Genomic DNA, 12487 nt, shown 5'->3' with positions numbered 1-12487 from the left:
GAAAATTGCGATTGTAACGGATAGTACTACGTATTTGACACCAGAAGAACTCCGTGAGAAAATTGACCACTACATGAAGAACTATAATGAATCTATGATGATGCTTGATTACTTAGAAGCTGAATCTATAATTAAGAAAAACACTGGAACTAACGATAAGTGGTTCAAGAGAATCGATAAGAAATATCGTGAAAAAGCTGATCATAACGATTTAATCGGTGCACCTCATCAATTGAATCTAGTTCGTGATTTAAACGATACTGAGAAGACTATGGCTCTTACAACTATCGATCAACTAGTTGATAATAACTTTGCAACTAAACATGGTGTAGGTAATGGTAGATATCGCCCTGAAGACTTCGGTTCTGCATATGTTAATGTAAATATGATGGCTGGTATCTATGGAGGTAACTCAAGTGATGGTGCGCCTGCCTTATCATTTAAACACAATGCCTTCCGTATGTGGGGTTACTACGGTTACCTTGATGGATTCTTAGGGTATGCATCTAACAAGTATAAACAAGAATCTAAAGCAGCCGGCAACGTAGGTCTAGGTGATGATTTTATCATCCAAAAAGTTTCTAAAGGTAGATTTAATACATTAGAAGAGTGGAAGAAAGAATGGTATAAAGAAGTCAGAGCTAAAGCTGAGAAAGGTTTTGTAGAAATTGAAATTGATGGTCAAAAGATTTCAACATATGAAAAACTTCAAGAGCTATTCGATGCTGCAATTGAAAAAGACCTTCAAGGTAATAAATTTGATAATACAGTGAATCTTAAATGGAAAGTTTACAAACAACTATTGCAGAAATCAGACGGATTTACTGGAGATTTATTCACTAAATAGTAGATAGGACTAGTAAAATGAAAAAAGGTAGATCAGCTTTGTCTGTATCTGCCTTTTTATGCTATACTTAAGGTATGCATAGAAAAACAGTGATTGATTTTAGGGCTTTGGGGGAGAGATACACCTTTACCAAGCCGATTAAAGAGTTAAAAACGAGAGATTTAGCGGAAGTAACAGCCTTGCTGGCACAAGTGGAAAGCTACCAAGAGCAAGGCTATTATGTGGTGGGTTATATCAGCTACGAGACTGCACCTGCTTTTGAGGAAAAATTAGCAGTTCATAAGGCTCCTCTACTGGGCGAGTACTTGCTTTACTTTACTGTTCATGATAGCGTAGAAACATCCCCTATTCCTCTGACTTATGATGAGGTTGATTTGCCTTCAAATTGGCAGGAAGTAACGCCTGCAGAGGACTATGAAAAGGCCATTGCACAGATTCACCATCATTTGCGACAGGGAGACACCTATCAGGTCAACTACACCGTCCAACTCAAGCAGGACTTAAGTGCCAATCCTTTTGCCATCTACAATCGTATGGTAGTAGAGCAGGAGGCGGGCTATAATGCCTATGTGGAACATGACGATATGGCAGTGATTTCCATGAGTCCAGAGCTCTTTTTTGAGCAAAATGACCGTGAATTGACGACGCGACCAATGAAGGGAACGACTCAGCGTGGCGTGACTGACCAAGAAGACTTAAAACAAGCCAGTTGGTTGGAGCAGGATCCTAAAAATCGGTCTGAAAATATGATGATTGTGGACCTCTTGCGCAATGATATGAACCGTATTTCTGAAGTGGGAAGTGAGCATGTGGAGCGTTTGTGTCAAGTGGAGCAGTATTCGACTGTCTGGCAGATGACTTCGACCATCGAGAGTCGGTTGCGAGAGGATGTGGACCTTGTTGAAATTTTCCGCTCCCTCTTCCCTTGCGGATCCATAACGGGCGCACCGAAAATTGCGACTATGGAGATTATAAAGGACTTGGAGCCACAACCGCGCGGAGTCTACTGCGGAACGATTGGTCTCCTGCTTCCAAATGGGCGCCGGATTTTCAATGTGGCCATTCGGACCATTCAACTTTACAAGGGGCAAGCCATCTATGGAGTTGGCGGAGGTATTACATGGGATAGTACTTGGGAATCTGAATACCGTGAAGTTCATCAAAAGGCTGCTGTTCTCTATCGTAAACAAGCTCGTTTTCAGCTGATTACGACTGGGAAAATCAGCCAGAAGAACTTGTTGTTTGAAGAACAACATTTGGAAAGACTGAGAAAAGCTAGTCGATATTTTGCCTTTCCTTTTGATGCAGAAGACTTAAGACAAAAGATAGAGGAAGAGTGTCAGGCTTGTGATGCTAATCAAGATTACCGCTTGCGAATTAGCCTTAGCAAATCTGGAGAGATAGAACTTAGTCGACAAATCTTAACACTTCTTAGTCCAAGTTTTTGTCAGGCCAAACTTTGCCTGCAGGAAGCCAATTTGCAACTAGCATTTACCTATTTCAAAACGACTCATAGACCGCATTTGAGCCTAGGAGAACAAGAGATCATTTACCACAATAAGTCAGGAGAACTGCTTGAAACCTCTATAGGAAATTTGGTTCTGAAAATCGCTGGAAAACTATACACACCGCCTATCCGACTTGGAATCTTGCCAGGAATTTACCGTCAGCATTTGCTAGAAACAGGACAGGTAGAAGAGAAATCCTTGACCTTGGTAGATTTAGCCCAAGCAGAAGCTATTTACGGCTGTAATGCAGTGAGAGGCTTGTATGAACTAAGCCTTGAGGAGAACTAGATGAAACTGATATTTTTGCATGGGTTGGGGCAGTCAGCAGAGTCTTGGAAAGAAGTTCAGAATCAATTGAAGGATAAGCCCACAGAGACTCTTGAATTGCTGAAATAAGTTTGATAAAATAATATTGAAATCGATAACATTGTTAGAGGAGAAAGAAATGAATAAACGTCTATTTTTAAAAATGAGTCTGGCTACCTTGCCAGTTTTAGCCTTGTTTTCACAACCTGTGTTAGCAGAAGAAAACATTCATTTTTCTAGTTGTAAAGAAGCTTGGGCGAATGGATACGCAGATATTCACGAGGGAGAACCTGGATATTCTGCCAAGTTAGACCGCGATCATGATGGTGTGGCTTGTGAATTGAAAAATGCCCCTAAGGGTGCCTTTAAAGCAAAACAAGAGACTACAACCCAAACTGATACAAGTTCAGCAACAACAAGTGGCTGGGTTAAGCAGGATGGTGCTTGGTATTACTTTGATGTAAATGGCAATCCAGTGAAAAATGCATGGCAGGGAAGCTACTATCTGAAAGCAGACGGGAAAATGGCCCAGAGCGAATGGATTTATGATTCTTCCTATCAAGCTTGGTATTATTTGAAATCAGATGGATCTTATGCAAAGAATGCATGGCAAGGAGCTTACTACCTTAAGTCAAACGGTAAAATGGCACAAGGTGAGTGGGTTTATGACTCTTCTTATCAAGCCTGGTATTACTTGAAATCAGATGGTTCATACGCTCGCAATGCATGGCAAGGCAATTACTATTTGAAATCAGATGGTAAAATGGCTAAAAATGAGCGAGTTGATGGAGGCCGCTACTATGTAGATGCCTCAGGTCTCTGGAAACCATAAATCAGATAAAATTTAGAAAGTTAATGCAAACCTTTGCATAAGTAAATGAATTTTGTTATACTATATCTGTAAGCATTTTCAATTATTATACAATGAAAAAGGAGAATATGATGAGTCAAAAGATTATTGGGATTGACCTTGGTGGAACTTCTATCAAATTTGCAATCTTGACAACAGCAGGAGAAATCCAAGAAAAATGGTCTATCAAGACTAACATTTTGGATGAGGGAAGTCATATCGTAGATGATATGATTGAGTCTATTCAACATCGTTTGGACTTGCTTGGATTGGCAGCAGCAGACTTCCAAGGTATCGGAATGGGATCACCAGGTGTGGTTGACCGTGAAAAAGGGACTGTTATCGGTGCCTACAACCTCAACTGGAAAACCCTTCAACCAATCAAAGAAAAGATTGAAAAAGCCTTGGGCATTCCATTTTTCATCGATAATGATGCCAACGTGGCAGCTCTTGGTGAGCGCTGGATGGGTGCTGGTGATAACCAACCAGATGTTGTCTTTATGACACTCGGTACTGGTGTTGGTGGCGGTATCGTTGCAGAAGGTAAATTGCTTCACGGTGTTGCTGGTGCAGCAGGTGAGCTTGGCCACATCACTGTTGACTTTGACCAACCAATTGCATGTACTTGCGGTAAGAAAGGTTGCCTTGAGACAGTTGCTTCAGCAACAGGGATTGTCAACTTGACTCGTCGCTATGCGGATGAATACGAAGGCGATGCAGCTTTGAAACGCTTGATTGATAACGGAGAAGAAGTAACTGCTAAGACTGTCTTTGATTTGGCAAAAGAAGGAGACGACCTTGCTTTAATCGTTTACCGTAACTTCTCACGTTACTTGGGAATCGCTTGTGCTAACATTGGTTCAATCCTAAACCCATCAACAATCGTTATCGGTGGTGGTGTATCAGCTGCGGGAGAATTCCTTCTACAAGGTGTTCAAAAAGTCTACGATGAAAATAGTTTCCCACAAGTACGCACATCTACTAAATTAGCTCTTGCAACTCTAGGAAATGACGCTGGAGTTATCGGAGCAGCATCACTTGTATTGCAATAAGATAAAGAAGGAGAAAATTGCTTTCTAAAAGCGAGTGATTTTCCTCCTTTCTTTTTTTATGCTATACTAGTTAGGACAATAAATGAGGTGAGAGTAAATGACAAAAGCAGATACGATTTTTAAAGAGAATATTGAACGAATCCTCAAAGACGGTGTCTTTTCTGAGCAGGCCCGTCCCAAGTACAAGGATGGGACTGTTGCCAACTCTAAATATGTAACGGGTGCATTTGCTGAGTATGACTTGGCAAAAGGAGAATTTCCTATCACAACCTTGCGTCCCATTGCCATCAAATCCGCCATCAAAGAAGTTCTCTGGATCTACCAAGACCAGTCCAATAGCCTAGAAGTGCTGAATAGCAAATACAATGTTCACTACTGGAATGATTGGGAAGTGGGAAATACAGGAACCATCGGTGAGCGCTATGGTGCCGTTGTTAAGAAACACGACATTATCAATAAGCTTCTTAAACAGTTGGAAGCCAATCCTTGGAACCGCCGCAATATCATCTCCCTCTGGGATTACCAAGCTTTCGAAGAAACAGATGGGCTGCTCCCATGCGCTTTTCAGACCATGTTTGATGTCCGTCGTGTTGATGGGGAAATCTATCTGGATGCGACCTTGACCCAGCGTTCGAATGACATGCTGGTGGCCCACCACATCAACGCTATGCAGTACGTGGCTCTTCAAATGATGATTGCCAAGCATTTTGGCTGGAAGGTTGGGAAGTTCTTCTATTTTATCAACAACCTCCATATCTATGACAATCAATTTGAACAAGCTCAGGAATTGCTTCGTCGTGAGCCGTCAAACTGCCAACCACGTTTGGTCTTGAATGTTCCAGATGGGACCAATTTCTTTGATATCAAAGCAGAAGATTTTGAGTTGGTGGATTATGACCCTGTCAAGCCACAGTTGAAGTTTGATCTAGCTATTTAATACTCTTCGAAAATCTCTTCAAACCACGTCAGCGTCGCTTCATCAACAACCTCAAAACGGTGTTTTGAGCTTACTACGTCAGTCTTATCTACAACCTCAAAACGGTGTTTTGAGCAACCTGCGGCCAGTTTCCTAGTTTGCTCTTTGATTTTCATTGAGTATAAAAGAATAGAAAAAAGAAGTTGAGAAAATAACTCCCAACTTCTTTTGTTTCTTAACGTGATACGCGACGTCGAGCTGCTTTTTTACGGTTTTCTTCGATGAAAGCTGCTTTTTGCTCTTCTGGTTCGATTACTTTCTTTTTAAATGCGTATACTGCACCTGCAACGGCAGCGACAGTTCCTGCGACACCTGTTACAAGACCTTTAGCGAATCCTTTAGCCATGAGTCTTCCTCCTTTATCTTCTTAATCAGCCAGCCTCCTCAAGAGGTCACATTTTTCTGACTGACCTTTTTGTGTTATAATAATAGTAACGAAAAAATGGGAATTTTTCAAGGAAAAAAGATGAAAACAAAAATAATTGTGATTGTTGGACCGACTGCAGTTGGAAAGACGGCTCTAGCCATTGAAGTGGCCAAGCGTTTTAATGGCGAAGTGGTTAGTGGAGATAGCCAGCAAGTCTATCGAGGTCTGGATATTGGAACGGCTAAGGCTAGTCTAGAAGAGCAGGCAACTGTTCCTCATCATTTAATCGATGTTAGAGAGGTAACCGAGTCTTACTCGGCTTTTGATTTTGTTTCAGAAGCTAAGATGGCTATTGAGGATATTCACAGCCGTGGCAAGCTTGCTATTATCGCTGGTGGAACAGGACTTTATATCCAGAGTTTGCTAGAAGGTTATCACCTGGGTGGGGAGACTCCCCATGAAGAGATTTTGACCTATCGGGCTAGTTTGGAGCCTTATACAGATGAGGAATTAGCTCATCTGGTGGCGCAAGCAGGTCTTGAGATTCCCCAGTTTAATCGTCGTCGTGCTATGCGTGCCTTGGAAATTGCTCATTTTGGTCAGGATTTGGAAAATCAAGAGAGTCTATATGAACCGCTGATTATCTGCTTGGATGATGAGCGCAGTCAATTATATGAACGAATCAATCATCGAGTGGATTTGATGTTTGAGGCTGGGCTTTTGGATGAGGCCAAGTGGCTTTTTGACCATTACCCTGATGTGCAGGCTGCTAAAGGAATTGGTTACAAGGAACTCTTTCCTTATTTCCGTGGAGAGCAGAGTTTGGAGGAAGCTAGTGAGAGCCTCAAACAGGCGACCCGTCGTTTTGCCAAGCGTCAGTTGACCTGGTTCCGTAATCGCATGCAGGTCACCTTTTATCAGATTGGAGAAGCTGGTGTGCAAGACCGAATTTTAAGCCAGATAGAGGAGTTTTTAGATGATTGAAACGGAGAAAAAAGAGGAACGGGTCCTGCTCATTGGTGTAGAATTGCAGGGCATGGACAATTTTGCTCTCTCTATGGAAGAATTGGCCAGTCTAGCTAAGACAGCTGGGGCAGTCGTTGTAGATAGCTACAGACAAAAACGTGAAAAGTATGATTCTAAGACCTTCGTCGGCTCTGGTAAGTTGGAAGAAATTGCCCTCATGGTGGATGCAGAAGAAATCACCACTGTCATCGTCAACAACCGTCTGACCCCAAGGCAAAATGTCAATCTAGAAGAAGTTCTGGGTGTTAAGGTCATTGACCGTATGCAGTTGATTTTGGATATCTTTGCCATGCGAGCTCGAAGCCATGAAGGGAAGCTCCAAGTTCACCTAGCCCAGCTCAAATATCTCTTGCCTCGCTTGGTTGGTCAGGGAATTATGCTCAGCCGTCAGGCAGGGGGAATTGGTTCCCGTGGTCCTGGTGAAAGCCAGCTGGAGTTGAACCGTCGTAGTGTTCGCAATCAAATCACGGATATCGAGCGCCAACTCAAGGTGGTTGAGAAAAATCGGGCCACAATCAGAGAAAAACGTCTGGAGTCCAGCACCTTTAAGATTGGTTTGATTGGTTACACCAATGCTGGGAAGTCAACTATTATGAACACCTTGACCAGTAAAACCCAGTATGAGGCTGACGAGCTCTTTGCGACTCTGGACGCGACGACTAAGAGTATCCATCTGGGGGGCAATCTTCAAGTAACTTTGACAGATACCGTGGGCTTTATCCAAGATTTGCCGACAGAGTTGGTGTCCAGTTTTAAGTCGACCTTGGAAGAAAGCAAGCATGTGGACCTTCTGGTTCATGTTATCGATGCCAGCAATCCTTACCATGAGGAGCATGAAAAAACGGTTCTGTCTATTATGAAAGACTTAGATATGGAAGATATTCCTCGCCTGACCCTCTATAATAAAGCGGATTTGGTGGAAGATTTCACGCCTACCCAAACGCCTTATGCCCTCATTTCTGCCAAGTCTGAGGATAGTCGTGAGAACTTGCAGGCACTATTTTTGGAGAAAATCAAGGATATTTTTGAATCTTTTACCCTGCGCGTGCCTTTTTCTAAGTCCTACAAGATTCATGATTTAGAAAGTGTTGCGATTCTTGAAGAACGTGATTATCAGGAGGACGGCGAAGTCATTACAGGCTACATTTCCGAGAAAAATAAATGGAGGTTAGAGGAATTTTATGACTGATATTAAAACGTTGGCTCTAAAATATGGGGGCTATACAAGTATGGATAAGGTCTATCTGGATCAACTTCTAGCTGGTAGAACAGAGCAAGAGCAGTTGGCACTGATCACTCCTCCACCTAGCGTGGTCAATGCTTACTTTGCAGAACTCTACCAGAAAAAAAGTCCTGAGGCTGCGACGGATTATTTTGCAGAAGTCAGTCAGGAACTGAATCTCTACAATGCTGAACCAAGTTTCACCTTTGAAAATAAGCCCTTTATTCGTCTGAATCTGTCTGGTAAATCCTTTGGTTTTTGTTATGAGAGTGAGGATCTTGGTCGGATTTTCTCTGAAAATGAGGAGAAAATCTCGGATGACTTACTCTTTGAGATTGCGCAAATTTTCCCCCATCAGCTAGTCTTTGAGGAGTCTGGCAAGATTTACATGAAGGCTGTCGGAGATGAGGAAGTTGTTAGTGTAGAGAGTCTCACAGCTTTGACAGATTTGGAAAACTTGGCTGATGGTCGCAAACGTCTCAAAGGCTACAGCCAAGAGGATTTACTGCAAGAAGCTGCTGTTTTTTCTGGCAAGCGCTATTTCCGATCGGAAAACCGCACAGCCATGTTATATATTGATTAATTAGAAAGTATCGAATGGATATTCAATTTTTAGGAACGGGGGCAGGTCAGCCCTCTAAAGCCCGCAACGTTTCAAGTCTCGCCCTGAAACTCTTGGATGAGATTAACGAAGTCTGGCTCTTTGACTGTGGAGAAGGTACGCAAAATCGCATTCTGGAAACCACAATTCGACCGCGTAAGATCAGCAAAATCTTTATCACTCACTTGCACGGAGACCACATTTTTGGCTTGCCAGGATTCCTTTCTAGCCGTGCCTTTCAGGCCAATGAAGAGCAGACAGATTTGGAAATCTATGGACCTCAAGGGATCAAGTCCTTTGTCTTAACCAGCCTTCGTGTGTCAGGTTCGCGTCTGCCTTACCGTATTCATTTTCATGAGTTTGACCAAGATTCTTTAGGAAAAATCCTTGAGACCGATAAATTCACGGTGTATGCAGAGGAGCTGTATCATACTATTTTCTGTGTTGGTTACCGTGTCATTCAAAAGGACTTGGAAGGAACGCTGGATGCTGAAAAACTCAAGGCAGCTGGTGTCCCATTTGGCCCACTTTTTGGTAAAATCAAAAACGGTCAAGATGTTGTTTTGGAAGACGGAACTGAAATCAAGGCAGCTGACTATATCTCAGCTCCACGTCCAGGTAAAATTATCACTATTTTAGGAGACACTCGAAAAACGGATGCCAGTGTGCGTCTGGCTGTCAATGCCGATGTCCTTGTTCATGAGTCCACTTATGGCAAGGGTGATGAAAAAATTGCTCGTAACCATGGTCACTCAACCAATATGCAGGCAGCGGAGGTCGCAGTAGAAGCAGGTGCCAAACGCCTCTTGCTCAACCATATCAGTGCCCGTTTCCTCTCAAAAGATATCAGCAAGCTCAAAAAAGACGCTGCTAGTGTTTTTGAAAATGTCCATGTGGTCAAAGACTTGGAAGAAGTGGAAATCTAAAAGATTGGGGAAGGATAAGTATGCCTACTATTCTCATTACCGGAGCTAGCGGTGGCCTAGCCCAAGAAATGGTCAAACTCTTGCAAAATGACCAACTCATCTTGCTTGGTAGAAATAAGGAAAAATTAGCCCAACTCTACGGAGACCATCCCCATGCAGAATTGATTGAAATCGATATTACCGATGATTCAGCCTTAGAAACTCTGGTAGCAGACCTCTATCTCCGTTATGGCAAGATTGATGTCTTGATAAACAACGCTGGTTACGGGATTTTTGAGGAATTTGACCAGATTTCCGACCAAGATATTCATCAGATGTTCGAGGTCAATACCTTTGCCCTAATGAATCTGTCTCGTCGTCTTGCGGCTCGAATGAAGGAAAGTCGAAAAGGTCATATCATCAATATCGTCAGCATGGCAGGTTTGATCGCTACTGGCAAGTCCAGTCTCTACTCAGCGACCAAGTTTGCGGCCATTGGTTTTTCAAATGCGTTACGTCTCGAACTTATGTCATATGGAGTCTATGTGACAACAGTCAATCCAGGACCAATCCGAACAGGATTTTTTGACCAAGCTGACCCAGATGGAACTTATCTTAAGTCGGTTGACCGTTTCCTGCTAGAACCAGATACAGTGGCTAAAAAGATTGTCAAGATTATAGGAAAAAACAAACGGGAACTCAATCTCCCAGTTTTGTTGAATCTAGCTCATAAGTTTTATACTCTCTTTCCCAAGCTAGCTGATAAGTTGGCAGGGGAAACTTTTAATTATAAGTAAAAAGAACCAATGTGCAGGTTGTTGCTAACCTACATATTGGTTCTTATTATTTCTCAACTATCAAACTGGACTTCTTCTAGGAGATAGTCGATAAAGCGTTCGCCCATCTTAGAAAGGCTGGTTTTTTCATGTTGGATATAGACCAGCTCGATAGGGTCATCAATATCCAGTGGGATAGAAACGATATTGTCTCCGTTGAGGTTGCTGTTCAAAATACCTGTTGCAATGGTATAACCATCCAAACCAATCAAGAGATTAAAGAGGGTAGCACGGTCGCTGACTACGATAGATTTTTTGTGGTATTCCTGCGAGAGAATCTCTTCAGAGAAGTAGAAGGAGTTATGAGTTCCTTGGTCATAGCTGAGGTAAGGGAAGTTATCCAAGTCTTCTAGTTTGACCTTGTCTTTCTTTGCTAGAGGATTGGTCTTGCTGACAAAGATATGCGGTTGGGCGGTAAAGAGATGATGAGCCAGGAGGTGGTTGTCATCCAGCATCTTGGTTAAAACATCACGGTTGTAGCTGTTAAAAAATAGGACACCGACCTCACTACGGAAGTTCTTGACGTCGTCGATAATCTCCCAAGTACGAGTTTCACGAAGGAAGAGCTCGTATTTCTCCATATCACTTTTCTTGAGTAGAGAAACAAAGGCATTGACCACAAAGGCATAGTGTTGAGACGAAACGCTAAAGAGTTCACGGTGGGCGACAGGATTTTTATAGCGTTCTTCCAGAAGCTGAGTTTGCTCGACAACCTGACGGGCATAAGAGAGAAACTCCATCCCATCACGGGTCAAGGTGATTCCCTTGGGATTGCGGATAAAGATTTCAATGCCCATTTCATTTTCCAAATCTCTCACAGCATTGGAAAGACTCGGCTGAGTGATAAAGAGTTGCTTGGCTGCCTCATTCATGGAGCCAGTTTCGACGATTTTGATAATATAATGTAATTGTTGAATTCTCATGTTTTTATTGTACCACACTTGCGTCAGAATCGCCAAAGAAGATAGGAAAATAAGGGGGAGAGTATGAGTCTCTTCTTGAAAAAAAGACAAAAATTTGCTAGAATGAGTCTTATGAAAACATTCTATGATGTGCAGCAATTCCTCAAACGATTTGGTATTATTGTTTACATGGGAAAACGCTTATATGATATTGAACTGATGAAGCTGGAACTCTCTCGGATTTACGATGCAGGGTTGATGGACAAATTAGACTATCTAGAAGCAGAAGCGGTTCTTCGCAGAGAGCACAAGGTAGAATTGGATTATATTGAGAAAAATGGAGAAAAGAACTAATGGTTACTTGGATTTTGTGGGCACTTATACTAGCAATGTTGGCGTGGATGGGCTTTAACTATCTTCGTATTCGTCGTGCGGCTAAAATTGTAGACAATGAGGAGTTTGAAGCCTTGATTCGTACAGGTCAATTGATTGATTTGCGCGACCCAGCTGAATTCCACATAAAACATATCCTTGGTGCCCGCAATATTCCTTCAAGTCAGTTGAAGACGAGTCTTGCAGCCCTTCGTAAGGATAAACCTGTCCTTCTCTACGAAAACCAACGTGCGCAACGAGTTACAAATGCAGCCCTTTACTTGAAAAAACAAGGTTTTTCTGAGATTTATATCCTTTCTTATGGATTGGATTCTTGGAAAGGGAAAGTGAAGACTAGCTAACCTTATTTCCAAATTAGTCGAATGATAGGATGAAGCTATTGTTTTATAGTATAATTAATTTGTATAAAATTTAAGGAGTTCTTAGAACATGAAAGAAAAGAAGAAGAATCCACTTTTTATGGGTATTTTGTCGATTATTCTTGGTTTGTTATTTCCAATTGTAGGCCTGATTTTGGGGATCATAGGATTGGTCTTGGCTTTTTCATACCAAAAAGAATCTGGACTAGACTATAAAACAGAAAAAATTCTCAACATCGTAGGACTTGTGGTTTCTGTACTTAACTGGATTGTAGCCGTCGCAGTATTTTTTAGATAAGCAATAAACAAAAAGCTTTAAACATAAAGCTTTTTTCTT

The 12487-nt window shown here is 42.0% G+C and carries 15 protein-coding genes and 2 pseudogenes; 14 read left to right on the top strand and 3 right to left on the bottom strand.

Annotated features, from left to right (window positions below; all coding sequences use genetic code 11):
- Positions 1-52: 52 nt before the first annotated feature.
- The 6 genes and pseudogenes from AC6I9F_RS07365 to AC6I9F_RS07340 all read left to right on the top strand — a co-directional run.
- Positions 53-847, top strand: a pseudogene (locus tag AC6I9F_RS07365) (ZmpA/ZmpB/ZmpC family metallo-endopeptidase); the annotation flags it as partial.
- Positions 848-921: 74 nt separating this feature from the next.
- Positions 922-2643 (top strand): aminodeoxychorismate synthase component I, encoded by a 1722-nt coding sequence (gene pabB / locus AC6I9F_RS07360; RefSeq protein WP_498021395.1) that lies wholly within the window; start codon positions 922-924, stop codon positions 2641-2643.
- Positions 2644-2742: pseudogene (locus AC6I9F_RS07355) on the top strand (alpha/beta fold hydrolase); the annotation flags it as partial.
- A gap of 58 nt (positions 2743-2800) precedes the next feature.
- Complete coding sequence (locus AC6I9F_RS07350) at positions 2801-3493, top strand: excalibur calcium-binding domain-containing protein (protein ID WP_498021393.1); 693 nt, start codon at positions 2801-2803, stop codon at positions 3491-3493.
- Positions 3494-3603: 110 nt separating this feature from the next.
- Entirely contained in the window at positions 3604-4563 is a 960-nt protein-coding gene (locus tag AC6I9F_RS07345) for an ROK family glucokinase (protein ID WP_033684051.1), read from the top strand.
- A 97-nt stretch (positions 4564-4660) separates the two neighbouring features.
- On the top strand, positions 4661-5500 hold the full coding sequence (locus AC6I9F_RS07340; RefSeq protein WP_173229551.1) for a thymidylate synthase: 840 nt from the start codon (positions 4661-4663) through the stop codon (positions 5498-5500).
- On the opposite strand, the gene AC6I9F_RS07335 is transcribed toward AC6I9F_RS07340, so the two are convergent.
- Together AC6I9F_RS07335 and AC6I9F_RS07330 are read right to left on the bottom strand one after the other, a co-directional pair.
- Complete coding sequence (locus AC6I9F_RS07335) at positions 5497-5655, bottom strand: hypothetical protein (RefSeq protein WP_498021391.1); 159 nt, start codon at positions 5653-5655, stop codon at positions 5497-5499. The two genes, AC6I9F_RS07340 and AC6I9F_RS07335, sit on opposite strands and share 4 nt — an antisense overlap.
- 59 nt (positions 5656-5714) lie before the next feature.
- A complete protein-coding gene (locus tag AC6I9F_RS07330) occupies positions 5715-5885 on the bottom strand; it encodes a DUF3042 family protein (RefSeq protein WP_001051780.1) in 171 nt (56 codons plus the stop codon).
- Between the two features lie 120 nt (positions 5886-6005).
- Between AC6I9F_RS07330 and miaA the strand changes: the two genes are divergently transcribed.
- From miaA to AC6I9F_RS07305, 5 genes are read left to right on the top strand one after another with little or no spacing between them, the layout of a single operon-like run.
- Positions 6006-6890 (top strand): tRNA (adenosine(37)-N6)-dimethylallyltransferase MiaA, encoded by an 885-nt coding sequence (gene miaA, locus AC6I9F_RS07325; protein WP_173213816.1) that lies wholly within the window; start codon positions 6006-6008, stop codon positions 6888-6890.
- The gene (gene hflX, locus AC6I9F_RS07320; RefSeq protein ID WP_498021378.1) at positions 6883-8121 is read left to right on the top strand and encodes a GTPase HflX; all 1239 of its coding nucleotides are present in this window, start codon (positions 6883-6885) and stop codon (positions 8119-8121) included. The genes miaA and hflX overlap by 8 nt, the downstream gene beginning before the upstream one ends.
- The gene (locus tag AC6I9F_RS07315; protein ID WP_261074758.1) at positions 8114-8737 is read left to right on the top strand and encodes a cystathionine beta-lyase; all 624 of its coding nucleotides are present in this window, start codon (positions 8114-8116) and stop codon (positions 8735-8737) included. Before hflX ends, AC6I9F_RS07315 begins: the two co-directional genes overlap by 8 nt.
- 14 nt (positions 8738-8751) lie before the next feature.
- Positions 8752-9681, top strand: a complete 930-nt coding sequence (rnz, locus tag AC6I9F_RS07310; RefSeq protein ID WP_498021376.1) for a ribonuclease Z — start codon at positions 8752-8754, stop codon at positions 9679-9681.
- 20 nt (positions 9682-9701) lie between these two features.
- Entirely contained in the window at positions 9702-10457 is a 756-nt protein-coding gene (locus AC6I9F_RS07305) for an SDR family NAD(P)-dependent oxidoreductase (RefSeq protein WP_498021374.1), read from the top strand.
- A 53-nt stretch (positions 10458-10510) separates the two neighbouring features.
- Here the strand turns inward: AC6I9F_RS07305 and AC6I9F_RS07300 are convergent, their stop codons facing one another.
- Positions 10511-11419 carry a LysR family transcriptional regulator gene (locus AC6I9F_RS07300; protein WP_070528091.1) on the bottom strand — a complete coding sequence of 303 codons (909 nt, stop codon included), beginning with the start codon at positions 11417-11419 and terminating at the stop codon, positions 10511-10513.
- 63 nt (positions 11420-11482) lie between these two features.
- Here AC6I9F_RS07300 and AC6I9F_RS07295 point away from each other — a divergent pair, with 63 nt between their 5' ends.
- The 3 genes from AC6I9F_RS07295 to AC6I9F_RS07285 all read left to right on the top strand — a co-directional run bounded on the left by AC6I9F_RS07295 (position 11483) and on the right by AC6I9F_RS07285 (position 12448).
- Positions 11483-11752, top strand: coding sequence for a YqgQ family protein (locus AC6I9F_RS07295; protein WP_112443446.1), 270 nt, complete (start codon positions 11483-11485; stop codon positions 11750-11752).
- Positions 11752-12132: a rhodanese-like domain-containing protein gene (locus AC6I9F_RS07290; RefSeq protein WP_498021372.1), complete on the top strand. Its 381-nt coding sequence runs from the start codon at positions 11752-11754 to the stop codon at positions 12130-12132. The genes AC6I9F_RS07295 and AC6I9F_RS07290 overlap by 1 nt, the downstream gene beginning before the upstream one ends.
- 88 nt (positions 12133-12220) lie before the next feature.
- A complete protein-coding gene (locus AC6I9F_RS07285; RefSeq protein WP_498021370.1) occupies positions 12221-12448 on the top strand; it encodes a hypothetical protein in 228 nt (75 codons plus the stop codon).
- Positions 12449-12487: the final 39 nt, after the last annotated feature.

It is taken from the genome of Streptococcus nakanonensis, from assembly GCF_059738785.1.
This window is presented reverse-complemented; position numbering and strand designations above follow the sequence as displayed.